Source organism: Thalassospira sp. GO-4 (assembly GCF_023588965.1).
GTDB lineage: Bacteria > Pseudomonadota > Alphaproteobacteria > Rhodospirillales > Thalassospiraceae > Thalassospira > Thalassospira povalilytica.
Genome location: NZ_CP097807.1, coordinates 599,314 through 625,324, shown reverse-complemented (window position 1 = coordinate 625,324; position 26,011 = coordinate 599,314). Strand labels below are relative to the sequence as shown.

Genomic DNA, 26,011 nt, shown 5'->3' with positions numbered 1-26,011 from the left:
TCCAGACCCTAAGCGTTCAGCGGCACGACCTGGCCGCCAAGATAAATGTAATCACAGCCCATGCGGCGCGCTTCGATGCGCGCACCGTCTTCTGTTTTGGCCTCGGCAGCACCTTCAAGGGCAGCAACCGTGTAATGGCCTTCGGCACGCAATTTGCGGGCTTCTCGCTGCGGGGTACCAAGCGGAAGGTAAACCCGCTCCACCGGTTTCGCATCCGGAAGTCCACGCAAAATACTATCCATATAAAGCGACATGCCGGTCGCTGCTTCACCCGATGCGCCACCGGCCCGGTAACGGCCGCCACGCCCGATCTCACCGCGGACATTGCGGGCAAACAGGGTAAAGCTGACACCGGTCTGATAACGGAAACCGGCCATTTCAACCGGATCAATGGTCAGGGCCGCATCAAGATCAGATGCCAGAATGCGTTCCGCAACATCGATCAGACGATAAAGTTCCTCGGATGCGCCCAACGGCAGTTCGAGTTTTTTAAGCTTTGGCAATGCCGTTGTCGCCGGACCGGCCGCCTCAAGCAAGGCAACAAGCACATCGGTAACCTTGCCATCCATACCCCGAAGGGCCGCGACGTCGCGACGTTCAAGCGCCTCGGTCAGGGCTTCGCGATCATCACGCGACACACCGAATGCATCAAACAGGCGTACGGGCAATGTCGGCAGGTTCAGGTCAACCGAGACATCGGCAAGACCAATGGTTTCAAGTGCTTCAAGTGCCAGCAGAACAATCTCGGTATCGGCTGCGGCACTCGAAACGCCAATAAGTTCCGCACCAACCTGCGCGAACTGACGTTCCGGGCGCAGGTGCGATCCCTTGATCCGCAACACATCCCCGGAATAGGACAACCGCAACGGCCGCGGCGCATCGCCAAGACGGGTGGCGGCAATACGACCGACCTGCGGGGTCATGTCCGAACGCAGCCCCATCATGCGGCGCGATTCAGGATCCATAAGACGGAAGGTCTGGGTTGCCAGTTCCGGTGCTGCCCCTTCGAGCAGGCTTTCTTCAAACTCTACCAGCGGCGTTTTCACACGGTCATAGCCTGCATGTGCCAGACTGGCCATCAGCTTTTCGCGGATTTCGGCTTCCCGCGCAGCGGTTCCCGGCAGGACATCCTGCAGGCCGGCGGGCAAAAGTGCTTTCCTGGCGAGTTCGGTCATTTTGTGTGCTTTCCCGGACGAGGCGCGCAAATTCAATCAGGCTCGATAATGCCCCAAGGATTACTCAAGGCTCACTATCCGGTAGCGGTTACTACCGCGTTGTGCCGGACAGGGCAACGGGGAAAACCCCAAAAACGCAAATAATACGTACGAAATGTTTCTCAGGCAGCGGTAAATTCGGCTTTTACCACCGCATAAGCCCAATCAAGCCACGGCAAAAGTGCCTTGATATCGCTTGGTTCCACGGTCGCACCACCCCAAATCCGCAGGCCAGCCGGCGCGTCGCGATAGCCATTGATATCAAGGGCGACATTTTCCGCTTCAAGCAGCTGGGAAATCTTTTTCGGAAGTGCTGCCTGCTGATCTGCGGGCAATGCCAGTGCCCAAGGATCGACAATCTTGATGCACATCGATGTGTTTGATGCGGTTGCCGGGTCTTCGGCAAGATCGGCAGCCCAGTCACTGGTCGCAAGCCAGGCGTCAAGATGGGCGCGGTTTTCGCGGGTGCGCGCCAACAGACCATCAAGGCCACCGATGTCTTCTGCCCATTTCAGGGCGTCGATCGCATCTTCGACAACCAGCATCGACGGGGTATTTATCGTTTCACCGCGGAAAATGCCGTCAATCAGCTTGCCGCCCTTGGTCATGCGGAAGATTTTGGGCATCGGCCATGACGGCGTATGGCTTTCAAGGCGTGCAACGGCCCGCGGGCTCAGGATGATCACACCATGGCCGCCCTCTCCGCCCAGAACTTTCTGCCAGCTATAGGTCACGACATCGAGCTTGTCCCACGGCAATTCCATGGCAAAGATCGCCGATGTTGCATCACAAATGGTCAGGCCCTTGCGGTCATCTGCGATCCAGTCCCCGTTTGGAACACGCACACCGGCGGTCGTACCATTCCAGGTAAAGACAACATCACGATCAAAATCGACAGAACCAAGATCGGGCAGCTTGCCATAATCGGCATCAAGGGTGCGGACATCATCGAGTTTAAGCTGCTTGACCACATCCGTGACCCAGGTCGCGCCGAAACTTTCCCACGCCAGCATATCAACACCGCGCGCGCCCAAAAGCGACCAAAGCGCCATCTCGACCGCACCGGTATCAGATGCCGGAACAACGCCCAACAGATAGTCATCAGGCAGGTTCAGAACTGCGCGCGAACGGTCAATGACTTCTTCAAGACGCTGTTTGCCCAGTTTGGAGCGATGGGAACGACCAAGAATTTCCGTTTCAAGCGCAGATGCAGACCAGCCCGGACGCTTTTTGCACGGACCCGACGAAAAGTTCGGGCTTGCAGGGCGAAGTGCGGGCTTTGCGAAAGCGGTATTCTCGGCAGTTTGAGCCATCGGCATATTCCTGAGCAGCTGGAACGATCCGGCCGGATCATTCCCGATCAAATTAGGGGGCTGATCCTATTGACACAAAGGCAAAAGTCAAACGCCTTCGACACAGACAAGCCAGCCAATTTTGCATGGCTGGCCATTCTCTGAAAATCATCATGGGCTGATTGCCCGCACGGGATCAAAACCCGATCAAAACGGAATGTCGTAATACCACGGCGCAAACAGGCTGAACGCGATCCACAACAACACAATCAACGGCGTTCCGGCCTTAAGGAAATCGATAAACCGGTAATGCCCCGGCCCCATGACAAGCAAGTTGGTTTGATAGCCAACAGGCGACGCAAACGAACAGTTCGCCGCCATCACTACGGCAATTGCAAAGACATGCGGCGGTACGCCAAGTTGCTGGGCCATGCCGATTCCAATCGGCGTAAACAGAACCGCACAGGCATTGTTCGACAATACATTGGTAAAGGCCGCCACAATCAGGAAGAACAATGACAGGATGACCGGTGCCGGAGCCCCGCGTGTCACCGTCAACAACTGATCGGCAACGAATTCCGCACCACCAGTCAATTGCAACGCATTGCCCAACGCCAATGCTGCTGCAACCAGCAGCACGATCTTGCGATCAATCGCGCGCGATGCCTGCCGCAAATTGAGCGCCCCGGATGCAATCATAAGCCCCGCACCGATGAAGCTTGAAACCATGATCGGAACAATGCCGGTCGCAGCAAGCGCAATCACACCAAGGAAAATGGTTGCTGCACGGCGGGCATGGAACGGACGCGGCAAGGTGCGCGTCGACCATTCCAGCAACACCACATCACGAATGGTACGAAGTGCCTCGACATCTTCGGAACGCCCCTGCACCAGCAAAACGTCCCCGGCCTCAAGGCGGATTTCCGTCATTTGGGTACGGATCATGCGCGAACGGCGCTGAATACCCAGAACAAGACATTTGTACTGATAGCGGAAACCGATCTGTTCAAGGTTAAACCCGATCAGACGCGAACCGGGCGGCAACATCACTTCGGCCAGAAGCTGGGTCGATTTTTGTGGCGTTTCCTCGCCATCGCCACTGACGGCAGCAGCATCGGCATGCAGAAGCCCCGGGTCCTTCTGAAGGGCCTCGGTCAGGGCCTTGCGGGTCGCAGCAACAACCAGAACATCGCCCGCCTGAATTTCCATATCACTTTCAAATGGCGGCAATTCCGCATGTTCGCGACGCACGATCATCTGAATGGTGATGTTGGGCAGGTTTTTGAAGAAGCCTGCAACCGGACGGGTTCCGATCATTTGCGATGCCGGGCCGACCGTGATCTGGGCAATGAATTGTTTGCCACTGCTGTCAGGATTGGCAAGCTTGCTGCGCATCGATGCCAGGGCCGGCAAAAGGCGCGGCGCAATGAACAGAACATAGACAAAACCTGTAATCGCCAGAACACTGCCAACCGTCGTGAATTCAAAGAATTCCAGCCCCGGCATGCCCAGTTCGATCAGGGAACTGGAAACCAGAAGGTTGGTTGACGAACCGATCAGGGTGGTCATCCCGCCCAGAATGGCGGCATAGGAAAGCGGGATCATAAGCGCACTTGGCGAACGTTCAATCCGCTCTGCCAGTGCCTGAATGATCGGGATAAAGATAACAACAACCGGCGTATTGTTCAGGAATGCCGACATCAGCATAACCACGAACAGGCCGATAAAAATCGCAACGGCTGCGTTCTTGCCGCCATGTTCGGTGATCAGGCCGGCGATATAACTGACACCACCGGTAAGTACCATCCCCTGCCCGACAACAAGCAGGGACAGAACCGTCAACAATGCCGGGTTGGCAAAGCCGGACATAATCGTGTCCGCACCCAGTAGGTTTTCACCATTGCCGTCAAGCAACGGGAAGAATTCGAAAAACAGCAACAGGGTCGCAATCAGCGCCATGCTGGTCAGTTCAAGCGAAATGCGCTCAAGCCCGTACAGGACAAGCGACCCGGCAACAAGTGCCAGGACCACCCACATCTGCATTGGCGTCGCAGAACTGGCGACAACACTTTCGATCACGATAAATCTACCCCTGTAAAACCATCACCCTTTGCGGTTTCAGGCACGGAATTTTATCCCTGCGCCCTGCCCGCATTCATCGTATTTTGCCTTTACTTAGACGAAAGCCCTATGGGCCGGTCAATAAAAAAACAGCGTCGCGGCGGTTCAATGCGGATTAATCGGTACGAACCGGCCAATGAAAAACCGCCGTTTTCCATATGGTTTTCGCAAACAAAAAGCGGACAACAATCCTGTTGCCCGCCCCGTGCTTTGAAACTGAATGCCGCATTTCACGCCGGCACGACAATTTCACCCTTAAGATAGAGGACGGCCTCGCCCTTCAGCTCGACCCTGTCGCCCGCAACCTTGCATGCAACAACCCCGCCGCGTGCAGATGCCTGATATCCGACGACATCTTCCTGACCAAGCTTGTCTGACCAATAAGGGGCCACCACACAATGCATATAGCCGGTCACCGGGTCCTCATTGATCCCGATCGCCGGCACGAAAAAGCGTGAAATCATATCAAGTCCGGTCTTGTCCCCCGGTGCCGTCACGATCACCCCGCGTCCGGTCAGGCGGCCAAGCACCGACATATCGGGCGCCATATCCCGCACGGTTTTTGCATTATCATAGACTGCAACAATATCGGTATCACGACTGGCAACGACATAGGACTCAACCGGTTTGGCACCACCAAGTGCCGTCAGAACTTCTTGCGGAATTTCGTTGGCCTTGATGGGTTGTTTGGGAAAGTCGAGGACGATCGCATCATGATCGCGCCGGGCCGTCAAAATACCGCTTTTGCTTTGCAGTTTAAGCAAATCCGACTTGAAACCAAGATGGTTGAAAATCACAAACGCGCTGGCAAGGGTCGCATGCCCGCAAAGCGGCACCTCCACCGTCGGGGTAAACCAGCGGATGTGAAAATCGGCTTCATCCTTGTCATTACACGGAACAAAGAATGCGGTTTCCGACAGATTGTTTTCCATGGCGATTTTCTGCAACACATCATCGGCAAGCCAACCCGACAAGGGCACAACCGCCGCCGGGTTGCCGGCAAACAGCATGTCGGTAAAGGCATCAATCTGATAGATCGGCAAAGTCTGGGTGGTCATATCTTGATATCCTGAAGACAGAAAGTTCTGCTTTTCTCATGCTATCCGAACCTAGAGAAATTCGGATCAAAGAGCCATCTCGATTGCTTGCTTGACGATGGCAAGATCGTGATCCTGCGTCCGCCAGTTAGAAAAGGCCGCGCGGAACCCGAACCGCCCGCCATAAATCGTCGGTGTCAAAAAGGTCTTCCCGCCCGCATTGATCCGGTCAAGCAAGGCACGATTGTCATCATCGCTGCCAACGGATGCGAACATCGTGACATTGAGTTTCGGTTCGCGCAGCAATTCAAGTTTTTCATGCGTGCGCACCCACATGGCCAGATCGGCCGCCTGATCGCAGTTGGCCCGGATGACCGCCGCCATTCCGTCAATGCCGTAGGCCATCATCGTCATCCAAAGCGGCAAGGCCCGAAACCGTCGGGAATTTTCGACGCCCCGATTGATATAGCTGTTGCCGATTGCCTTGGTCTCAAGATACGGGGCAAAGGCACGGCAGCAGGTTTCCAAGACCGAAATATGCCGCGTCAGGAATATCCCGCAATCATAGGGCACATTGAGCCATTTATGCCCGTCGGACGTTATGGAATCCGCACGATCCAAACCGGACAGAAAATGTGCCCTGCGATCATCAAGTGCAGCAAAGAAACCGAATGCGGCATCAACATGCAACCATGCCCCAAATGCCGCACACAAATCGGCAATCGCATTCAAGTCATCAAAATCAGTGGCATTGACGGTCCCGGCCGAGGCAATGACAATTTTTGCGCGCGCGTCACTGGCTTCTAGCTTTGCCCGAAGGTCTGAAAGGTCGGTTTCCTCGGTCCCCGGGAGTGTGGCGACCTTTATAAAACTGTTGCGACCAATCCCGGTTATCGACAGGTCCTTGATCATGCTGGCATGCGGACTTGCCGCAAAGATCGCAAGATCGGGCAAAACCGACGCACCATCCGCATCAATATTGACACCGACCTGCTCGCCGCACCATTGCCGGGCCGTGACCAATCCCAAAAGATTGGAAACCGTTGCCCCGGTGGTCAGCACACCATCAAACCGGTCTCGGGGCAGATTGCCGATATCACATAGCCAGTTGATGACCTGTTCTTCGACGGCGGCATTGACCGATCCTTCCGGGCCGGTCGCATTCTGATCGACCGCGGACGCCAGCCAGTCACCGACAAGGGCCGCCGGGGTGGTACCGCCGGTAACAAATCCAAGATAACGGGGTCCGATTGATGCGGCGAGCAGCGGCAGAATTTCTTCCTTGGCTGCCCGCAACGCATCAAGCGTGCCGCTTCCCTGCCTTGATAAGGGGCGCGAGGGGTCAAAAGCAGAGAAATCGCGACAGGTCACATCCATGTCATCCGCCCCCTGAATAAAGCCATGGGCAACATCACCGGTTTCCACCAGGATACGACCAAGCTTTTCAAGGTCATCAAACATGAGATGACGCGCGTCCTCAGTGGGGCTGAGTGGCGCACGATTTGAACGATAGGTCATCTTTCGTCTCCCGAAAGGATGCGGGCAAAGTCGGCCCGGTCGATATTGGCCCCGGTCAGGACAAGGGCGACTTTTTTGCCAATATTGCGATCACGTTCGGCAATTGCCGCGGCCAGCGGCACCGCACCGGCCCCCTCGGCCAGCGTGTGACAGCAACTGAAATAAAGACGCATGGCATCTGCGATCTGATCATCACTGACGGCAACAATGTCGGCTGCGCCCTTTGTGATGATTTCAATCACCCTGGGGTCGGGGCTTCGACACGCCACACCATCGGCAAATGTATCAGCAACGGCTGTATTGATCACCTTTCCGGCCAGAAAAGACTGACGCACGGCATCTGCGCCACAGGCAACCACCCCGACAATTTCCGTATCAAGGCCCAACGCATCGCGCACCGCAATCAGCGAACAGATCCCCGACCCCATTCCAACGGGAACGTAAACGCGATCAAGTCCCTTGATATCGTCAAACAATTCCAGACCATAGGAAGCAACACCACGCACAAGTTCCGGATGGAAAGGCGGAACCATGACCGCCCCTTCGCTTGCGGCATAGCTATGTGCAAATTCTGCTGCGGCCTGAAAATCGTCGCCATGCTCGATCACCTCGGCACCCCAGGCCCGCATGGCCGCATTCTTTTCAACAGAATTGCCGTGCGGAACGACAATGGTTGCCGCCATTCCGAAACGACTGGCCGCATGGGCAAGACTTTGTCCGTGATTGCCCCGCGTTGCCGAAACAATACCGCGCGCAGTATCGGGCAGCCGCCCCAGATAACGGCAAAAGGTCAAACCACCGCGAATTTTGAAAGCGCCCAGCCGGGTATGGTTTTCATGTTTGACATACAGGGACAATCCCGTCGCCCGATCAAGAAGCGGCCAATGGATTGTCGGGGTCGGCGCAACGAAATTATGAACAAATGCGGCTGCATCACGCAATTCGGTCAGACTGAACATTCACATTGTATCCCTGAATTCGGCAGATAAAGACAATTGATCCGAACATTGATCCCGGTACCGGACGGAGGCACGATGGGAGCACGCGCCTCCGTCACGCGCGGGGTGGCTAGCCGCGCGGTGGTAACCCGCTCCAGAATGGCTTTGACAGTTCGGTGTCAATGTCTGAACGCGACAGCCCGACATCCTTAAGCATATGATCGTCAAGCAATTGTATCGCATGACGGTTGCGCGCACGCGATTGCAGACGTGCAACAAACTCGATAGCAGAGATTGCAATACCAGCCATTGCCGCGCGCCAGGTCACAGGCTTGTTGCCATGCTTGCCCTTGGTCAGTGCGCGATCAGTGACATGAATATCGGGAAGCTGGATTGTATCGTTACAATTTACCATCTCCATCTCCTATCGGTTAATTGTCTCGATATTGTTTTGTCATTGACATTGTTATTGTGTCAATTTAAACATTGTCACCATGACAATGTGGCTCCCCAACCTTTCAGAAGCCGGCGGTCCTGTTTATCGACAGATCGCGCAGGCCATTCGCGAAGCAGTCAAGGATGGCTCCCTTAAACCGGGTGACCGACTGCCAACCCACCGCGACCTTGCCTATCATCTGGGCGTGACGGTCGGCACGATTACGCGGTCCTACCGCGAAGCGGAAAGATTGGGACTTGTCGCCGGCGAAGTCGGACGCGGGACTTATGTTCTTGATAACATTCAGTCCGAACTCGACATGGCCGCAACCGCGCCCATCCCGATGGCTTTTACCAACAACCTTGCCCAGATGGGCCGCAAACCGGCCTTTGCCCATGGTGCCGCTGACGACAGCGAAGACACCGGGCCGATCAATTTTCGGATGAATTGCCCCCTGCCCCCGCAGGAAGGTCACATTCGTCAGACATTGCTTGAAATTGCCGGCACCATGCCGATTGACGATATGGTGTCCTATAAATCGGAATACGGGGTTGCCCACCAGCGCGAAGCATTAGCCCACGCCGCCGGTCGGGTTGGACTTGATGACAACCCCGAACGCGTCCTGCCGACCGCGGGTGTCCAGCACGGCATGACCGTATCGCTTCTGGCAACAGTTCGCCCCGGCGATCTTGTTTTATGCGAAGAACTGACCTATCCGAACCTGCGCAGTTTGGCCAATTTGCTGCAATTCCGCCTGCGCGGTGTCGCCATGGATGATCAGGGCATCCTTCCCGAGGCCCTTGAAAATATCTGTCGCACGCAAAGTCCGCGCGCAATTTACCTGATGCCGACCCTGCATAATCCGCTTTGCAGCACCATGGATCAGCAACGCCGGATCGAAATCGCCGAAATCCTGCGCAAATATGATCTGACACTGATTGAAGACGGCATTTACCATTTCCTTGATCCGGACGCACCGCCGCCCCTGTCGTGCTTTGCCCCGGAACGCAGCATCTATCTTGATGGCGTATCCAAAAGCATCGGCGGCGGTTTGCGGGTTGGTTACATCCATGCACCCGGCGAAATGATCGGCAAACTGGCCAGCGCCATTCGATCGACCTGCTGGATGGTATCGACCATCAATCTGGAATTGGTCACCCGCATGATCATGGATGGCAGCCTTGCCCAATACGAAGCCTGGCACCGCAATGAAGCCGCCCAGCGCCTGGCCGTCATTCTTGGAACCCTTAAGGGATACGACGTCCGCTTCCACCCGACCAACTATCATATCTGGCTTGAACTGCCCGATCATATTGATCCGGGTGAACTGGTCATGAATGCCGCCAATAGCGGTGTTCTTTTGACCGCAGCCCAACAGTTTTCCGTTGGCCATGTGCCGCGCGGGTTGCGTTTGTGTTTCGGGGCTGAACGATCCGCCGAACGGTTGCGCCGCGGCGTACAGATTGTCGACCGGCTGCTCAAAAGCAGCGACTTCGGCAATGCTGCCGTGATCTAGGGCCCGGACACCGGATCTTGTTCCATCATCATGGCTTTGATGACGTTTGCAGGCGGCACTGTCGCGCGGCAACAGCCGGGTGGTTTCGGGTTTCCTGTCGCCATTTCAACAATTTCCGCACGCAACGCTTGACCACGTGATTGCCTTGCTTCCAAGATATGCTGCGGGGCGCAAATTGCCCCGATGATTTGTTATCTTGGGCAGCAGAAAGTCAGCAGATGCCAGTTTCCCGCCTTGACGCAGAAGATTGCGGTTTTCCGCATTTCCGTATTCGCAGCCCTCATAAAGACCAGCATCCGAAAATCTTCGATTTTTCATCGCACTATCGTGCCGCAGAGGCCCTGAAATTCGGACTTTCCATGTCCGAGCCGGGCTTTAACATCTTTGTTCTTGGTCTGGATCGCGCGGGCCGTATGACCGCGACCCTTGATTATCTGAACAAGGCCATGGAAGAACGTTCAGCCCCGGATGACTGGGTTTATCTGAACAATTTTTCGCGCACCAACCGTCCGCGCCCCTATGCCCTGCCCGCGGGCGAAGGTCGCAAGCTTTTGTCTGCGATGGAAACCCTGATTTCCCATCTGCGCGAAGCATTTGCGTCGGCCTTTAACGCCCCGGCCCATCTGACCGAAACCCAGACCCAGACCGAAGAAGCCCGCACCCAGCTGCGCGAAAAATTCGATGCGCTACGTGAATATGCCCGTGAACGGGGACTGGATGTTCAGGAAAACGAAAAAGGCGTGATGATCGTCGCCCTGAACGAAGACGGCGAACCGGTATCCCTTGATGAAATCCCCAAGGAACGCCGAAACGAGGCCGAAGACGCCTTTGAAGAGGTCGCCGAAGAAGCCCGTAAAACCCTTCTTTCGACCCGCGATCTTGAAGAACAGATTGCCGATACACTCGACAGCCTGCGTCGCAGTGCCGCCAAAGTCGTTTTGAAACCGCGCATCAAAAAGCTGCGCGACAAGTTCACAAGCCCGGGTCTTAAGGCGTGGTTCGAAGCGCTTGAAAAAGACATCCTGGATAATATCGACGCGTTCGAAGAAGCCAGCGATCAACCCGCCATCGAAAGCGGCGATGGCAAGATCCCGGAAACCGTCGATGATCGCTATGCGGTCAATCTTCTGATTGACCATTCGCGCGATACGCATCCTGACGTCGTTCTTGAACCAAGCCCAAGCTACGACAATCTTTTCGGGCAAATTCAGTACCGCCCGATGGGCGGCGGCATGCATCCGCATTTCAGCCTGATCAAACCGGGCGCGCTTCATCGTGCCAATGGCGGCGTTCTGGTTCTGCGTGCGGAAAGCCTGCTTGAACATGAAGAATGCTGGGGTTTCCTGAAGGCGGCCCTGCGTGACCGCGAAATCCGCATCGAGGAAACCCATAAGGGCGGCGCCCCGACGGCGGGTGCCCCCGAACCGCGTCCGATCCCGCTTGACCTTAAGGTCGTGATCGTTGGCGCGCCGAAATTCTATTACACGTTCTTTTCACTCGATGTCGATTTTCGAAACCATTTCCGGGTCAAGGCCGACATTGATGCGGATATGCCCGCCGCCGGCCGCAACATATCGATCTATACCGGCTTGTTGCGCGAATCCGCCCTCGCCCGGTCGGGCATTCCGGTCGATAACGGTGCAATCCGCCAGCTTTTGGGTCAGGCCGCGCGCTGGGCGGGTGAACGCGACAAACTGACCGCCCAGATCGAACGGGTCGAAGATGTCGCGATCGAGGCCGGCGCCCTAGCCAAGGCCGATGGTCGCGAAAGCATCCGTGCAGCCGACGTTAGACGCGCCATTGAGGAACGCCGTCACCGTAATTCCCGTCTGGAAGACAAATCGCACGAACGGGTTCAGCGCCGTGAAATCCTGATTGACAGCTATGGCGCGGTTGTTGGGCAGGTCAATGCATTGACCGTCCTGGATTATGGCGACCATGCCTTTGGCCTTCCGGCCCGTGTGTCGGCACGGTCTTATGTCGGCAGTCTCGGGGTTCTCAATATAGAACGCATGGTCGATATGTCAGGCCCGCTGCAACAGAAGTCGGTCATGACGATTGAAGGGTTCCTGAAATCGCGCTTTGCCCAGGACTTCCCGCTTTCCTTTGCCTGTAATGTCACGTTCGAACAGAACTATGGCGGCATCGAAGGCGATTCGGCTTCTATGGCCGAACTGAGCGCCATCATATCGGCAATCTCGCACGTACCGATGCGCCAGAATATCGGCATCACCGGATCGATGAACCAGTTCGGCGAAGCGCAGCCGGTTGGCGGTATTTCGCACAAGATCGAAGGGTTCTATCGGATTTGTGCCGATCAGGGCTTCACCGGGGATCAGGGCGTGATCATTCCGCAGGCCAATGCTGAAAATGTGGTCCTGCGCGAAGAAGTCGTTCAGGCAATCCGCCAGGGCAAGTTCAATATCTGGACTGTCGAACACATCAATGACGCGGTCGAACTTCTGACCGGCATGCCATCCGGCGATCGTCCGGACAGCCAGTATCCGGAAGACAGCGTATATGGCAAAGCCATGGAACGTCTGCGCAGGAATGACCAGATATTGCGTGACCGGTATGCCTATCCCCCGCGCGCGGAGATGTAACAATGAAAGGACCACTCCACGATCAGCCAGACAATGTGGCAGCCATGCCGCATGCTGCTGGCAATTTTGATCGGCGGGGTGGTCTTTTTTCTTTGATTGGTCTGGTTGCGTTGCTGGCCTTGAATGTCGCGGTCATTTCCGACGTAGCAGCACAAACCAGCGAAATGACCGAGTTCCCAACCGGGACGGACATCATCCCGAATGATCTTCCCGCCCATGCATCACAACCGGTCTTGCGTAATCAACCGCTCAGCCTGCTTCCGGGAACGATCCCGGCCAGTGATACCGTCATTGATGACGCGGACATCCCGTCACTTGCCAATCAGTATTATCAAGAACTTACCGGCACAACGCCAAGCAGAGCGCGCCCGGCGACAGTCCGCAAAATTCCCGACAAGCCGACGCCATCCCCCGACACCGTCATGACCAAACCACCGGCGGCAACCAGTAACATCGCCAATCCCGCCCCTGTGGCCACCAGCCACCAAACAGCAACGACGGCTCCTCCAAAGAAGGTCATAGATACGGTTGTTGCAACACGCGCCGCGCAACCGACCGTGACGCCGCCTGAAACGGCAAAGCATGATCCAAACGGGCGTTATCTGATCCAGCTGGGTGCTTTTCGTGACACGATTTCAGCTGAAAGTTACTGGGCAAGTTTCCTGGTGCGTTACCCCACCCTGTCAAAATCGCACACCAAACAGATCGTCACTGCCAATCTTGGCGTTAAAGGGATTTATCACCGGCTTCAACTGACCGGCTTTGCCACCTTTGATGGCGCCAAACAACAATGCCGCCAGCTGAAAGCTGACGGCACCGATTGCTTTGCATCCCATCGCTGAGCGATCAAAAGCGATCGCAGGCACCAATGGTCGGCATAATATTCTGATTTTTTGCGGCTCAGTTTCCTGGCGACAACATGACGATCTTGTCAACGATCAGGGTCGTTGCTTCGGTACAGGTCGTCATCAATGCCATATGTCCGGTTACACGGACCTTGTCCCCCGGACGGAATCGGCTTGCCTTGTTGGCAAGCGCATAAAGCGTTCCATCTTCGGCACGGAAAGTCACACATTCGTTGCCGTGATCCGTAATTTCACCAACAACGGTAAAATTATCTTTTTGCAGGAATGAGCATGCAGACAGCGCCAGCGCAATGCCAATTACCGCAATTTTCTTAGTAAACCCAACCATCAACCGGTTTTGCATCGGTCGTTCTCCTGTGCGTGAACGATTCTCTTTGGACACAAATTCTTTCGTGCCACGTTAAGGTTCTTGTAACGCGATCAACGATACAACGATAGACATCCTTTTAAGGGTTTCACCATCCAATGTCATTGATTACAAGACGGCACATGGAAAAGTCGCAGATAGAATTGCTCATGGAACTTGCCGCTGATTTTCAGCAGCAGACCGCGATTAACAATCGCGCCAGTGAGGTTACCGAGCAAAGTAATGCTCTGTCGACTCTTGTTGATCTGGCGCGTGATATGCAAAACCGCCTGGATCAGCAGCAGAACCGCATTCGTCAACTTGAACTGATGGTCGAAACCGACGAGTTGACCGGCCTTTATAACCGCCGTGGTTTCATGCGGCGTACCCGCGAGGCATTGGCACGCGCAGCACGTACTGCCGAACGCGGCCTGATGGTGATTGCCGACCTTGACGGGTTCAAGGAAATCAATGACGAACATGGTCATGCCGCCGGTGATGCTGTTTTGCGCCATTTCGGACAGAATCTGCGTACCCATACCCGTTCCGATGACTTTGTCGCGCGGTTTGGCGGGGATGAATTCGCCATTCTGATGACCGGAAGCAGCCCGGAAGCCGCCCAGAAACGCATTGCCCAGCTTCAACAGGCAACCGTGCGATTCCCGCTGATCTGGCAGGGAAAGGCATTGGCGATCAAGGCAAGCTTTGGCTACACGGTTTATAATGCCAAAAGTGACATTTCGGACCTGATTCGCGCCGCCGATCAGGCGATGTATGTCCAGAAGCATGCCGCACGTGAAAAAGCCATTCCGGCCAAAAAAGACAACGACGCGGCCTAAGCCGCGCCTTGTTGCATTCTTTCCAGTCTTTTCACGACTTTACAGCTGTCTCGGGGGCCGATTTTTCCCGCTATCGGGGCAATCTTCTGTGGCTGCCCGTTTTTTTTGGCTTATGAAGTGCAAATCCTTCATATCCTTAGTAAGATCGCTATCTGATAATGGCGGCAAATGCTGCAACAAGAATGATCAGGCGGCTTGAGAATGACGGTTCACAAATGACAGACAGCACCAGCTATTCTGCGGAAACAAATGACCAGGACCTTTTGGCCGCCATGGCGTTTTGCTGGGCCGACATGTTGCTGGAAGTGGATGAAAACGGCTATATCCTGTTTGTCGCCGGTGCGACCGAAAGTCTTTTGGGCTGTACGCCGGACCGACTGATTGGCGAGGCACTTGAAAAAATTGTCGTGAAATCGGAACGCCCGCTTCTGCGTGCCTATCTGCATACAAGCAACGGACTCAAACGCCTCGAAGAACTTGATCTGGATTTCCAGCTTTGCGAAGCCGACGATCAACCCGTTCAGGAAGCGGTCCCGCTGTCGCTAAGCGGTTATATGATCGCCGATCCGTCAAGCCGCTACTACATCGCCGCCCGTCATCGCGCCATTCGTCCCCGTGCACGATCGGGGATTGACCGCATCATTTTGCAAAACGCGGTTATCCGCCAGAATCAGCAGGCCGAAACGCGGCAAACCGCCCTTCTCAGCAACAAGGATGCCGGGTCGTATCACAGCGAAGCACTGGTGGTTCTTGAAAACCTTGCGGCATCGCGATCACAGGCGGAAACAGCGGCGACCAACGAACTGGCACGCCTGATCGGCATCGGGGCCAAACGGCTGTCATCACTAAGCGCATCCGATCTTGTTGCCCCCGGCCGGTCGGCAAAAATTCATCCAGTTGACGAGCCGATGATTGAACTTGAACGGCGGATTGTTGCCTATGCCAGCGCACTGCGCGCCGATCTTGAAGAACCGGTTACCGGCGGGACACAGGATGACACATCTGTCCCGGCCGGTGGCGGTCTGGCATCCCTGACCAACAATCCCGGTTCTAGCGAAAAGACGACCCGGCAAAAGAACGCCAATGACCTGTTTGGCAGCGATTATGAAAGCGCGCGCAACATTCATCATTTCGATACCGACAATGACGAAAATGATCGCGACACCAACCTTACCCGCGCGGTTGCCTATGCGCTTAATCGCATGCAGCGCAAGGCACAGAACGATGTCACTGCCGCGCGTCTCTCGGCCAGCCTGCCGCATCTGATCAATGAAACGCTGAAATCGGTGCGCGCTTTTCGGGAAATTGTCGAAAACGGGTCATTTGCCGTCGCCCTGCAACCGATTGTCCATTTGCGCAGTCAGGAAATGCATCATTTTGAGGCCCTTGCACGCTTCAACATTGGCAACAGCCCACTTGCGGTTGACCAGATCATCCATTTTGCCGAGGGTACCGGCCTGATTACCGAATTTGATCTGGCGATGTGCGGCAAGGTTCTTGATCATCTGCGCGACAATGCACAAAGCATCCCCCATCCGGTTGCCGTCAACCTTTCGGGCCATTCACTTGAACAGGCGGGCTTCCTTCCTGCTCTGGCGGAATTGCTGGATCGTTATGACATCGCACCGCACCGGGTGCTGTTTGAAGTGACCGAAACATCGCGCATTCGTGCCCTTGATGACGTCAATAACGGCTTGCAGGTGCTGCGCGAACGCGGCCATGAAATCTGCCTTGATGATTTTGGTGCCGGGGCTGCGAACTTTGAATATCTGAGCGCGCTTGACGTCGATATCATCAAATTTGATGGCGGGGCCATGCGCACCGCCCTTGCCAATCCCAAAGGACGTGCTTTCCTTAAGGCGACGGCCCTTCTTTGCAATGATCTTGGCATCCACACCATTGCCGAAATGATCCATGATCAGGCCAGCTATGAGATGGTCCGTGATCTGGGCATTGATTATGGTCAAGGCTATCACCTTGGCCCGCCCGTTACGATCAGCAGCAAAGCGTGTTTTGAAAAACTGCAGTCGGGCAAGTGCGATACCGACGCCGGAGAAAATGATTTGAACATTTCGACTGCAACAGGAGGAAGCCTATGACGCCGCGCCATCCTGTTGATGCCCCCGTTGATGCCAAAACCGCCGCAACCGACCCGCAAGATGATCTGACCAGATATGATGCGGATGTGTTTACCCTTGACCCCAAGGTGATGGCACAGGCCGAAGCACCGGTCATTGTGATGGATTCACATGGTGTGCCGCTTTTTGCCAACAAGAATGCCGTCGGCTTTGCCAAAGGTATTCGTGACGGGCTGTTCCCTGAAATCTATCAGTTGATCCGCCGCACCCTGACCACGCCGGGCGGGGTCGTCGAAATGATGACATTTGAAGTACAGCGCGGCACTGCGACGCTCGAACTGACCGCCCTTCCGACCACCAACAATCAGGTAATGATCCTGCCGCGTGATGTCAGCATGGATCGCAACCTTCGCGAAGCATTGATTGATTCTCGCCAGCGTTACCGCGACATTGTCGAAGTATCATCGGCCTTTGCATGGGAAACCGACGATACGGGGAAATTCATTTTCGTGTCGCCGCGCGGTGCGCTGGGATACCGTGCCGATGATATTGTCGGACGTTTTCCGCAGAACTTTCTTCTCGATACCGCCGATCAGGACAGCGAACATGTGTTTCGCAGTCAGAAGGCCGTGCGCGATGTTCCGGTCTGGTTCCGCCGGTCCAACGGCAAGGATGCCTGTCTTTCGGTATCCTCGACCCCGGTTTATTCGCGCGATGGACGCTGGACCGGGACGCGCGGGCTTGCCCATGACATTACCGAACAGCGCCGCCGTGAAAGCGAAGTCGCAACAGCCCGAAACCGCGACCGCCTGATGACCTATATCGTGCGGACCATGCGTGATGAAATCGATCCGCTTCTGGTTCTCAAGGGCGCGTCCGAGGCCAGCACGCGGGCCCTTGCCTGTTCAAACTGCATCATTTTCAAACGCAATGATGAAACAGATGAACTTGAAATTGCAGCAGGTGACGAAAACCCCGAAGCCAGCCACATTGCAAAACAGGCCTTAAGCCAGTTGCAAAATTCGACCGATACCTTTGATGCCCATATGGGCCAGTATCGTATTCATGCGCTGCGCTGCCATTATCATCAACGCAACAATGGCGCTGTGATTTTCCTGTTTTCCGCAGATCACCCCGAACCGACTGACGGCGAACGTGCCATCATGACCGAAGTATCCGATCAGGTCGGCATTGCCATTGAACAGGCCATCCAGCATGAACGCATCCTGACCCTGTCACGGACCGACGGGATGACCGGGCTTTTGAACCGTCGCGCATTCTTCGAGGAACTCAAACGACGCCACAGCCGTCTTCAGCGTGAACGCGCCCCGGCTGCCTTGATGTATGTCGACATGGACAACTTCAAGATGGTCAATGATATCCACGGTCACCAGACCGGTGACGAGGCTATCCTCGCCCTGACCCGTGTTCTTCAGGACAATGTCCGCCCCGCCGATCTGATTGCCCGTCTTGGCGGGGACGAATTCGTACTGTGGCTCGAAGGTGCCGATATTTCTGCGGCTTCGGGACGCGCACGGCTGTTGATGAAGGAAAGCGCGATCCTTGGCCAGTATTCTGGCGACAAGGACCACCCGCTTGGAATATCGGTCGGGATTGCTGTTCATGAACCAGGTTCGAAAGAAAACCTGCAGCAACTTGTACAACGCGCAGATCAAACCATGTATCAGGTCAAGAAACATGGAAAAGGTCGCTTTGGCATCGCTGCCGCACCCGGCTCGGAAGAGCCGGCAAAGATCGAAGATTAGGAGGAATGCCCAATGAAGGGATTTTTACAGCGGGTATTCACCAAGCGGCGCGAAACCCCGATCACCTATGACGAAGCCAAGGAAATGGCTGCCAGCCCGGATGCCAATGTGCGCGGCAAACTTGCCCAGCGCCATGACACCCGGCCCGAAATCCTGTATTTCCTGGCATCTGACAATGATTCGTCGGTGCGTCGTCACATTGCGGCAAACGAAGCAACGCCGATTCAAGCCGATGTCCTTCTGACTGATGACGTCGATGACAGCGTCCGTGGCAGCCTTGCTGAAAAAATCGCCCATCTTTCGGCGGGTCTGACCCCCAACGAAACCGACAAACTACGCCGCATGACCTATGAGGCGCTCGACAAACTCGCACGTGACCAGGCCGTGCATGTCCGTCAGGTCATTTCCGAGACGCTCAAGGATATTGCCGAAGCCCCGCAACCAATCATTCAGCAGCTAGCCCGCGATGCCGAAAGCGTCGTTTGCGGACCTGTCCTTCAGTATTCCCCGGTCCTGACTGAAGAAGATCTTCTGGAAATTATTGAAGGCAGTTCTGGCCGCGGGGCGCTCAGCTTTGTGTCACGTCGGCGCAATGTCGGCGAAAAGCTTGCCGATGCGATTGCCGCAAGCAGCGACAAGGATGCGATTTCGCACCTTCTTGGCAACAAGTCCGCACAAATCCGTGAAGAAACGCTCGATCAGCTGATTGACCGCGCACCGGATTATCCGGAATGGCACCAGCCGCTGGTCAACCGTCCGAAACTGCCGCCGACCGCAGCCGGGAAACTTGCGCGATTTGTCGCCGAAAACCTGATCAGCGTTCTGGAACGGCGCAAGGACCTTAAGAAAGATCAGCTTGAAGCCGTTCGCGAAGTGGTTCAACGCCGTATCGCATCTGGCGAGTTTGAAAAACGCGACGACGCCGCCGAAAACGCACCATCGGTCAAAAACAAAAAGGGCGAAAAAGCCCAACCGGCTTCTGCGGGCGACGCCGCGTCAAACGAAGAAGCAGAAGAAGACGGCGAACCGGCCTTTGAAAAGGCCCTTGCTCTTCATGCAAAGAAAAAACTGACCGATAAGGAAGTCGCCAAGGCCCTTGCGGCCAATGACGTCAAATTTGCCCGCGCATCGCTTGCGGTTCTGGCCGGCATTCCGCCAGAAGCCGTAACCAAGGTTCTAAATACACATTCGGCAAAAGGTGTCGTTTCACTGGCATGGAAGGCCGGCCTGCCGGCTGATCTTGCGGTGAAGATTCAGGTCAAGCTTGGTCACGTACCGCCAAGCCAGACCCTTAATCCACGCAACGGCAACCAATACCCGCTAAGCGAAGATGACATGAACTGGCAGCTTGAATTCTTTACCGGTATGGCGACCACCGGGTTGCGTTAACATCACCCCGTTGCGGATGCTGATTTCCATATGATCTGATTATCGGGACGCTTGGTCCGTGACCGGGCGTTCCATACAGATATGGGGAATGCCGTCTTCTTCATAGACGTCGCCAAACTGAACAAATCCAAGACTTTGATAGAATGCCTTCAGGTAAAGCTGCGCATTCAGATAGATCGGCTTGCCCCCGAATTCCTGCGCGCAAACGTCAATGGCACGGGCCATAAGGCTCCGCCCGATCCCCTGCCCGCGCAGTTTTTCGCTTGTGACCACCCGCCCGATGGCCGGACGGTCGCCCTGTTCGGCATGTCCCGGATCGACACCGGGCGCAACAATGCGTGCCGCGGCCAGAACGTCACGCCCGTTTGAGGCCTTGTCAACAGCCAGAAGATGGGTGCAGAGCGGATCAAGACCATCAATTTCGGGAAAAATGCAGTCCTGTTCGATGATAAAAATCTGCTGACGCAATTGCAGCAAACTGTGAACCTGGTGGGGCGTCATCGCGTCAAAATGGCAAACAATCCATTCCAGATCGCTGGAAGTCCTGGTCATCGATATTTCTTTCAAAAGGCAGGATAAATCAGGTGTGGCATGCGAACGTGGCGCTTGGTGGCAATACCATCAACCCATTGTCAGGAAACCGTTTTTTCAATGAAATAGATAAAGACATCGTCTTCCTGATCCGAAGAAATCAGGCGATTGCCGGTCATTTCACAAAAAGACTTCATATCCGCAACGGATCCGGGATCCGTTGCCAGAACTTTCAAAACGCCCCCGTCCGGCACATCACGCAGGGATTTCTTCGCCTTAAGAACTGGCATGGGACAAATCAATCCTCGTGCATCGAGAATTAGATCAAATTTATCACTTGAAGATGACGACATGAACGACCTTATAAAAAAAATCGGAAATCGGTCTGATATAGCGCCAATTGGCGATTGTTGCATTTGCACAATATGTTAGACTGAAAAACAACAATCAATCAAACGCTGTTAGCCTGCCCGCAATGCAAATCTATCTCCCTATTGCCGAAATATCGGTAAATATATTTCTGATTTTGGGACTGGGCGGAGGAGTTGGCTTTTTGTCCGGCCTGTTCGGCGTTGGCGGCGGTTTTCTGATTACCCCTCTTTTGATTTTTTATGGCATTCCCCCCGCTGTATCTGTGGCGACAGCTGCGAACCAGATTGTCGCATCGTCGGTGTCTGGCGTGTTTGCGCATTGGCGCCGTGGCAATGTTGACATCAAGATGGGCCTTGTCCTGCTGGCGGGCGGTATTGTCGGGTCGACGGTTGGTGTCTGGGTCTTTGCCTGGTTGCGTTCGCTGGGTCAGATCGACCTTGTGATTTCTCTTTGCTATGTCATCTTCCTTGGCATTATCGGCGGGATGATGTTGCTTGAAGCAACCCGGGCAATTTTCAGAACCCGGCGCAAAGGCCCGATCCGTCGATCAAAAAAACACCAGCACAGCTTTATCCATGGCCTGCCCTTCAAGATGCGGTTTTATCGTTCGGGCCTGTATATCAGTGCGCTTTTGCCACTGGCCGTCGGGTTCTTTGTCGGCATGCTGACCGCCTTGATGGGGGTTGGGGGCGGCTTTGTCATGGTTCCGGCGATGATTTATCTGCTGGGCATGCCGACCGGGGTGGTGATCGGGACATCGCTGTTTCAGATCATCTTTGTCACGGCCAACGTTACCTTCCTGCAATCGGTTCAGACCCAGACGGTTGATGTTGCACTGGCCATCCTGCTTCTGATCGGTGGCGTGATCGGCGCCCAGTTCGGGGCCCAGTTCGGTGCGCGGCTCAAGGCGGAACACCTGCGTGCGCTTCTGGGGCTGCTGGTCTTGTCGGTATGCCTCAAACTTCTGTTTGATCTGGTGATCGAACCTGACGAACTTTATTCCATCATGCCGGGGGATCTGTGATGTCCTTACCGGCACGGTTTATCGCATCGATTTGTCTTTCGGCATTCGCCGTCATTGCGACTAGCACACCAATGAAACGCGCCTTGGCCGATCCGCTTGTCGTGGATTTGTCAAACCATCTGGTGGCGATCACCACCGGCTTTACCGGCACTGATGTGCTGTTATTTGGCGCAGTCCAGAACGAAGGCGATGTCATCGTAACCGTGCGCGGCCCTGATCAGGACATGGTTGTCCGTCGCAAGGAACGTAAAGTCGGCATCTGGGTGAATGCCGAAAGCGCGCGCTATAAAAATGTTCCGGCCTATTATGCCAGTGCGTCCAATCGCCCGATGGATATCATCGCCCCGCAAAACATTCTTCAGGATTACCGCATCGGCCTGGACAACCAGCGTTTTATCGCCGTGTCCGACAATCCTGATGCCGATCAGAAAGTCTATCGCGATGCGCTGGTTCGCAACATGCAGAATGCCGGTTTGTTCAACCAGCGTCCGGCAAAAATCAGCTTCCTGTCAAACCAGCTGTTTCGAACCGACATTCATTTCCCGGCCAACACCCCGACCGGGACATATACGATCAATGTCTATCTGATCCGTGATGGCCGTATCGCCAGTGTAAAGACCACTCCGCTGGTTGTTTCCAAAACCGGTGTCAGTGCCGAAGTCTACGAATTCGCCCATCGCTATTCGGCACTCTATGGCATTATTGCGGTGATCATTGCCGTCATTGCCGGCTGGATCGCCAGTGTGGCATTCCGCAAACGCTAGTTCGCGGTTCCACCGGCTCCACCGGCTCCAACGCCGATTTGGGCATTCTCATCCCCGCACTTCCACGGCCTCCAACAACGCATATGCAGCATAATTTATTGTGCGCATGCACAGTATGAAACTTTCCCGATTGCGATAAAAACCACTTGGAAACCGTGCCGGATTTACGGCACACTTGATGCAACATGCTCTAATATCCGGGTGATCCATTGCCCCACGCAACCATGCATCAGACCCGGCACAGGAAACTATTCAGAGAACCCATATGACGTCATACGATGCCGATCAGGAACTCCGCGCCACGTCCAACCGAACATTTCTTGTTGTTATTGATGACAGCGATGAAATGACCAAGGCGTTGCGTTATGCATGCCGCCGCGCGCAACATACCGGCGGCCGCGTTGCCCTGCTTAGCGTCATTGAACCGGCCGAATTCCAGCACTGGATGGCGGTTGGTGACCTGATGAAGGAAGAAGCCCGCGAAGAAGCCGAATCACGGGTCAATGAACTTGCCGCCTATGTGCATGAACAAACCGGCACAATGCCGCTTCTGTTCATTCGCGAAGGCCGTCTCAAGGACGAGTTGCTGAACCTTCTGGAAGAAGAAGAACAGATTTCCATTCTTGTTCTTGCGGCCGGCACCACATCCGAAGGCCCGGGGCCACTGATCACGGCACTGACCAAAAGTGACACTGTCGGTCAGCTCCGCCTGCCCCTGACAATCGTCCCCGCCGCACTGTCCGAAGCCGACATTGACGCGTTAAGCTGATTTATCAGCGCCTGTCGTGGATCGGTAAATTCATCCGACGTTTTCAGCCGGAACGGCAATGCATTCCTCAAGGAACTGCATATAGGCATCAAAGGATGATTTTTGGCCAAACAGGATGTGTGACCGGCTTTTGATTGCGTGCGAGACAACGGATCGGCGACGTTTGTCCGTTGCGAGTGTCAGGGCGGTATCAACGTAATCCGCGGAATGGTAGGCAACGCAATCAAACACCGATATCTGGCGGTAACAGGTGTGGCTGCGACGCGACCGCGCGGCACTGCCCGGCAATGTCACCAGCGGCACACCAAGACCCAGGCAATCAAAGGCCAGCATCGCGTCATTCCATGCCGGACTTTCAAGAACCACATCCACCGCGCAAAGCAGCGACAGCAAATCGGCGCGGCTGCGCACATTGACAAACCGCATGCGTCCGGCGACATCGGCATAGTTCACCGCAAAACGTCGTCCCCATGCCGCATCCCAGCTGTCGCGTTCGGGTGCAATCAGCAACAGCTCAGCCGTTTCATCAAGACGCAGGATTTCCGCTATCAGCGGATCAAAATCAGCCGTCAAAACATCAAGCGGCTGCGGACACAGATAGGTATTTCTGTCCTGTGCCAACCGCCAAAGCCGTTGCAGTTCCGTCGGCGTCATATCGACATTTTCGGGCGGTGTCGCATTAACAAACAGTCCCGGCAACCGGATCAGTTTTTCACTGAACCGTTTTTCGCCACCGGCCGTTTCCCAGTCTTCGGCGATCAGGTGATAGTCAATATTTGAAAGACCACTGGTCGCGGCAATCCCGCCACCGGAAATTTGCACCGGTGCCAGACGCCAGCTTGCCAGCAACATGGTATAGGCATCGGCCTGCGGATCGGCATAATGCAACACATCAAGATCAAGCCCGGAAATCACCCGTGCCGAATGCAGCGGATCAAGCGGCAACGGCACGACCAGATCGGCATGTTCGTCAATCCGCGACGTAATATCGTCTTCGCCGGTTGGCGGACGGATGACCGTGACATCAAACCGGTCACGATCAATCGCATCAACAAGCCCCAAAATCCAGCGACCAATCCCGTTATCACACATATTGGCCGACACGATCCCAAGGCGGATCTTGCCCCCTTGCCGGGGTTTGCCAGGATCAACATTGGGAACATCATAGCCCGAAACCAGCCGTTCCCAGTAATGCCCGACGGCGCGCAACTGCTTGTCACCTTCCGGACGCAGGGCCGCACGCCAGACCGGTGGGAACCGCGTCAGGATTGCCGGGTCAATGCGATCGGATGCGACAAAGGCCAAATCGGGTTCAATGGCATCGTCATCAAGTGTGTCATCGAGCAGATCACGAATGACTTCGTCATTCTGGGCCGCAATATTGGTTGGAACCGGCGCAAACAACAAACGACGTGCGGTTCGAAACAGCGCGGTGTTTTCACCTGCTGCGATTTTGCGGTCGATACCGTTTTGCAAAACAGACTGGGCTGACGCGGTGTCGCCTTCTTCGGCAAGTTCGACTGCCAGTCTGAAAACCGCGTCATCACCGCCACCGGCCCCGATGGCTGCGCCGAACCGTTCGACGGCTTCGCTATGACGGCCAACAAGACTTAGCGCCTCGCCCATCATCAGCAGCAATTGGGGATCATTCGGATTGGCCGCAACAAGCGGCTCAAGCGCACCGATTGCCTCGGTCCCCTGTCCGACCCGCAAGTTAAGGCGCGCCAATGTGCGCCGTGCTTTGGCATCATCGGGATCAAGGGCAAGAACCTGACGCAAGCAATGCTGTGCACCGGCAAACTGGCCAAGCCGGAACAAGGCATCACCATATGCCGTCAGGGCACGCTGGTTTCCCGGCTCCAGCGTCAGGGCGCGGCGCAAGGGTTCGCTTGCCGATACCGTGCGTCCCTGATCAAGCCTGATCTGGCCGATCAGCACCAGTGCATTGACAATATCATCGCGCATTTTAAGGGCCGTCAAACAGGATGTCTCGGCACCGGGAATGTCGCCCATCGCATAAAGACATGCGGCATAGTTGGCGTGAATTTCGGCAATATCCGGAGCCAGTTCCAGCGCATATTCATAATTTTCGCGCGCATCCTGCAATTCATCGAGTTGCCGGTATGTATTGGCTATATTGCAATATAGCGCCGGTGCATCCGGACACAGCCGAATGGCCCGCTTGAAAGCGCCCACCGCTTCGCGCAATTTGCCGATCGCCTTTAAGGCCTGCGCGTGATCATGTTGAATTTCCGCACTGTTGGCATCGGCAATTGCCGCCCGCCCCATCCGTTCCGCCGCAAGAGTTTGATTTCCCTGTCGGGCTGCGACCAGGCCTGCCAGATGCATGGCTTCTGCGGCTTGTGGATAGGCATGGATCAGCTTGCGGCAGGCTTCTTCTGCCTCCGCCAGCTGGCCTGCTTCATACAAGCCCAACGCAGTTCGGTAAGGAGCGTCAAAATCAGACAAGGAATACCTGTTGCGATAAAGAGTGCGATTACCGGCCACCATAAGGGCCAAGCGTTAACAAACCACGTCTTTGCCACAAATAATCGGCCCTGACCATGCCCGGCCGATCAAATCTGTAACGCG

Annotated in this window: 21 protein-coding genes; 10 read left to right on the top strand and 11 right to left on the bottom strand. The window is 55.3% G+C overall.

All coding sequences use genetic code 11. The features are described 5' to 3' along the window. Positions 1–8 precede the first annotated feature (8 nt). From M9H61_RS03025 to M9H61_RS02995, 7 genes are all read right to left on the bottom strand, one after another. The gene (locus M9H61_RS03025) at positions 9–1,175 is read right to left on the bottom strand and encodes an ATP phosphoribosyltransferase regulatory subunit (protein ID WP_250283317.1); all 1,167 of its coding nucleotides are present in this window, start codon (positions 1,173–1,175) and stop codon (positions 9–11) included. A 161-nt stretch (positions 1,176–1,336) separates the two neighbouring features. Beyond that, complete coding sequence (locus tag M9H61_RS03020; RefSeq protein ID WP_250283315.1) at positions 1,337–2,527, bottom strand: phosphoserine transaminase; 1,191 nt, start codon at positions 2,525–2,527, stop codon at positions 1,337–1,339. 186 nt (positions 2,528–2,713) lie between these two features. Then, positions 2,714–4,585 carry an SLC13 family permease gene (locus M9H61_RS03015; RefSeq protein WP_101246080.1) on the bottom strand — a complete coding sequence of 624 codons (1,872 nt, stop codon included), beginning with the start codon at positions 4,583–4,585 and terminating at the stop codon, positions 2,714–2,716. A gap of 272 nt (positions 4,586–4,857) precedes the next feature. After that, complete coding sequence (locus M9H61_RS03010; RefSeq protein WP_250283313.1) at positions 4,858–5,685, bottom strand: PhzF family phenazine biosynthesis protein; 828 nt, start codon at positions 5,683–5,685, stop codon at positions 4,858–4,860. Positions 5,686–5,751: 66 nt separating this feature from the next. Next, positions 5,752–7,182, bottom strand: coding sequence for a pyridoxal-dependent decarboxylase (locus M9H61_RS03005; RefSeq protein WP_250283311.1), 1,431 nt, complete (start codon positions 7,180–7,182; stop codon positions 5,752–5,754). After that, the gene (locus M9H61_RS03000; RefSeq protein WP_250283309.1) at positions 7,179–8,141 is read right to left on the bottom strand and encodes a threonine dehydratase; all 963 of its coding nucleotides are present in this window, start codon (positions 8,139–8,141) and stop codon (positions 7,179–7,181) included. The genes M9H61_RS03005 and M9H61_RS03000 overlap by 4 nt, the downstream gene beginning before the upstream one ends. A 109-nt stretch (positions 8,142–8,250) precedes the next feature. Beyond that, positions 8,251–8,535, bottom strand: a complete 285-nt coding sequence (locus M9H61_RS02995) for a DUF1127 domain-containing protein (RefSeq protein ID WP_250283307.1) — start codon at positions 8,533–8,535, stop codon at positions 8,251–8,253. A gap of 79 nt (positions 8,536–8,614) precedes the next feature. Between M9H61_RS02995 and M9H61_RS02990 the strand changes: the two genes are divergently transcribed. The 3 genes from M9H61_RS02990 to M9H61_RS02980 all read left to right on the top strand — a co-directional run bounded on the left by M9H61_RS02990 (position 8,615) and on the right by M9H61_RS02980 (position 13,517). Further along, positions 8,615–10,072, top strand: coding sequence for a PLP-dependent aminotransferase family protein (locus M9H61_RS02990; protein WP_101246076.1), 1,458 nt, complete (start codon positions 8,615–8,617; stop codon positions 10,070–10,072). A 218-nt stretch (positions 10,073–10,290) separates the two neighbouring features. Then, complete coding sequence (locus M9H61_RS02985; RefSeq protein WP_250283305.1) at positions 10,291–12,675, top strand: Lon protease family protein; 2,385 nt, start codon at positions 10,291–10,293, stop codon at positions 12,673–12,675. 2 nt (positions 12,676–12,677) lie between these two features. Further along, positions 12,678–13,517 carry an SPOR domain-containing protein gene (locus M9H61_RS02980; RefSeq protein ID WP_250283304.1) on the top strand — a complete coding sequence of 280 codons (840 nt, stop codon included), beginning with the start codon at positions 12,678–12,680 and terminating at the stop codon, positions 13,515–13,517. Positions 13,518–13,575: 58 nt separating this feature from the next. Here the strand turns inward: M9H61_RS02980 and M9H61_RS02975 are convergent, their stop codons facing one another. Beyond that, a complete protein-coding gene (locus M9H61_RS02975; RefSeq protein WP_228195335.1) occupies positions 13,576–13,869 on the bottom strand; it encodes a DUF5818 domain-containing protein in 294 nt (97 codons plus the stop codon). A gap of 188 nt (positions 13,870–14,057) precedes the next feature. On the opposite strand from M9H61_RS02975, the gene M9H61_RS02970 reads away from it, so the two are divergent. From M9H61_RS02970 to M9H61_RS02955, 4 genes are all read left to right on the top strand, one after another. Then, positions 14,058–14,726, top strand: coding sequence for a GGDEF domain-containing protein (locus tag M9H61_RS02970; RefSeq protein ID WP_233433016.1), 669 nt, complete (start codon positions 14,058–14,060; stop codon positions 14,724–14,726). Positions 14,727–14,941: 215 nt separating this feature from the next. Then, a complete protein-coding gene (locus M9H61_RS02965; protein WP_250283302.1) occupies positions 14,942–16,825 on the top strand; it encodes an EAL domain-containing protein in 1,884 nt (627 codons plus the stop codon). Further along, positions 16,822–18,570, top strand: coding sequence for a diguanylate cyclase domain-containing protein (locus M9H61_RS02960; protein WP_250283300.1), 1,749 nt, complete (start codon positions 16,822–16,824; stop codon positions 18,568–18,570). Before M9H61_RS02965 ends, M9H61_RS02960 begins: the two co-directional genes overlap by 4 nt. Positions 18,571–18,582: 12 nt before the next feature. Continuing rightward, positions 18,583–19,959, top strand: coding sequence for a DUF2336 domain-containing protein (locus M9H61_RS02955; RefSeq protein ID WP_101246073.1), 1,377 nt, complete (start codon positions 18,583–18,585; stop codon positions 19,957–19,959). A 39-nt stretch (positions 19,960–19,998) separates the two neighbouring features. Here the strand turns inward: M9H61_RS02955 and M9H61_RS02950 are convergent, their stop codons facing one another. Further along, positions 19,999–20,511 carry a GNAT family N-acetyltransferase gene (locus tag M9H61_RS02950; protein ID WP_250283298.1) on the bottom strand — a complete coding sequence of 171 codons (513 nt, stop codon included), beginning with the start codon at positions 20,509–20,511 and terminating at the stop codon, positions 19,999–20,001. An 80-nt stretch (positions 20,512–20,591) separates the two neighbouring features. Then, positions 20,592–20,780 (bottom strand): sulfurtransferase TusA family protein, encoded by a 189-nt coding sequence (locus M9H61_RS02945; RefSeq protein WP_371922203.1) that lies wholly within the window; start codon positions 20,778–20,780, stop codon positions 20,592–20,594. Positions 20,781–20,965: 185 nt separating this feature from the next. Between M9H61_RS02945 and M9H61_RS02940 the strand changes: the two genes are divergently transcribed. The 3 genes from M9H61_RS02940 to M9H61_RS02930 all read left to right on the top strand — a co-directional run bounded on the left by M9H61_RS02940 (position 20,966) and on the right by M9H61_RS02930 (position 23,419). Then, complete coding sequence (locus M9H61_RS02940; protein ID WP_068519413.1) at positions 20,966–21,886, top strand: sulfite exporter TauE/SafE family protein; 921 nt, start codon at positions 20,966–20,968, stop codon at positions 21,884–21,886. Continuing rightward, complete coding sequence (locus tag M9H61_RS02935) at positions 21,886–22,650, top strand: TIGR02186 family protein (RefSeq protein ID WP_206927476.1); 765 nt, start codon at positions 21,886–21,888, stop codon at positions 22,648–22,650. The genes M9H61_RS02940 and M9H61_RS02935 overlap by 1 nt, the downstream gene beginning before the upstream one ends. 265 nt (positions 22,651–22,915) lie before the next feature. Further along, entirely contained in the window at positions 22,916–23,419 is a 504-nt protein-coding gene (locus tag M9H61_RS02930) for a universal stress protein (protein ID WP_068519321.1), read from the top strand. Positions 23,420–23,449: 30 nt separating this feature from the next. On the opposite strand, the gene M9H61_RS02925 is transcribed toward M9H61_RS02930, so the two are convergent. Beyond that, positions 23,450–25,888 carry a tetratricopeptide repeat protein gene (locus tag M9H61_RS02925; RefSeq protein WP_114112699.1) on the bottom strand — a complete coding sequence of 813 codons (2,439 nt, stop codon included), beginning with the start codon at positions 25,886–25,888 and terminating at the stop codon, positions 23,450–23,452. Positions 25,889–26,011 lie beyond the last annotated feature (123 nt).

Bases quoted from the DNA above. Each gene is read 5' to 3' on its own strand.
- M9H61_RS03010 (WP_250283313.1), bottom strand. From the start codon at position 5,685: ATGACCACCCAGACTTTGCCGATCTATCAGATTGATGCCTTTACCGAC.
- M9H61_RS03000 (WP_250283309.1), bottom strand. From the start codon at position 8,141: ATGTTCAGTCTGACCGAATTGCGTGATGCAGCCGCATTTGTTCATAAT.
- M9H61_RS02975 (WP_228195335.1), bottom strand. From the start codon at position 13,869: ATGGTTGGGTTTACTAAGAAAATTGCGGTAATTGGCATTGCGCTGGCG.
- M9H61_RS02960 (WP_250283300.1), top strand. From the start codon at position 16,822: ATGACGCCGCGCCATCCTGTTGATGCCCCCGTTGATGCCAAAACCGCC.
- M9H61_RS02955 (WP_101246073.1), top strand. From the start codon at position 18,583: ATGAAGGGATTTTTACAGCGGGTATTCACCAAGCGGCGCGAAACCCCG.
- M9H61_RS02995 (WP_250283307.1), bottom strand. From the start codon at position 8,535: ATGGTAAATTGTAACGATACAATCCAGCTTCCCGATATTCATGTCACT.
- M9H61_RS02945 (WP_371922203.1), bottom strand. From the start codon at position 20,780: ATGCCAGTTCTTAAGGCGAAGAAATCCCTGCGTGATGTGCCGGACGGG.
- M9H61_RS02965 (WP_250283302.1), top strand. From the start codon at position 14,942: ATGACAGACAGCACCAGCTATTCTGCGGAAACAAATGACCAGGACCTT.
- M9H61_RS02970 (WP_233433016.1), top strand. From the start codon at position 14,058: ATGGAACTTGCCGCTGATTTTCAGCAGCAGACCGCGATTAACAATCGC.
- M9H61_RS02940 (WP_068519413.1), top strand. From the start codon at position 20,966: ATGCAAATCTATCTCCCTATTGCCGAAATATCGGTAAATATATTTCTG.
- M9H61_RS03020 (WP_250283315.1), bottom strand. From the start codon at position 2,527: ATGGCTCAAACTGCCGAGAATACCGCTTTCGCAAAGCCCGCACTTCGC.
- M9H61_RS02985 (WP_250283305.1), top strand. From the start codon at position 10,291: ATGCCAGTTTCCCGCCTTGACGCAGAAGATTGCGGTTTTCCGCATTTC.
- M9H61_RS03025 (WP_250283317.1), bottom strand. From the start codon at position 1,175: ATGACCGAACTCGCCAGGAAAGCACTTTTGCCCGCCGGCCTGCAGGAT.
- M9H61_RS02980 (WP_250283304.1), top strand. From the start codon at position 12,678: ATGAAAGGACCACTCCACGATCAGCCAGACAATGTGGCAGCCATGCCG.
- M9H61_RS02930 (WP_068519321.1), top strand. From the start codon at position 22,916: ATGACGTCATACGATGCCGATCAGGAACTCCGCGCCACGTCCAACCGA.
- M9H61_RS02950 (WP_250283298.1), bottom strand. From the start codon at position 20,511: ATGACCAGGACTTCCAGCGATCTGGAATGGATTGTTTGCCATTTTGAC.
- M9H61_RS03005 (WP_250283311.1), bottom strand. From the start codon at position 7,182: ATGACCTATCGTTCAAATCGTGCGCCACTCAGCCCCACTGAGGACGCG.
- M9H61_RS02935 (WP_206927476.1), top strand. From the start codon at position 21,886: ATGTCCTTACCGGCACGGTTTATCGCATCGATTTGTCTTTCGGCATTC.
- M9H61_RS02990 (WP_101246076.1), top strand. From the start codon at position 8,615: ATGACAATGTGGCTCCCCAACCTTTCAGAAGCCGGCGGTCCTGTTTAT.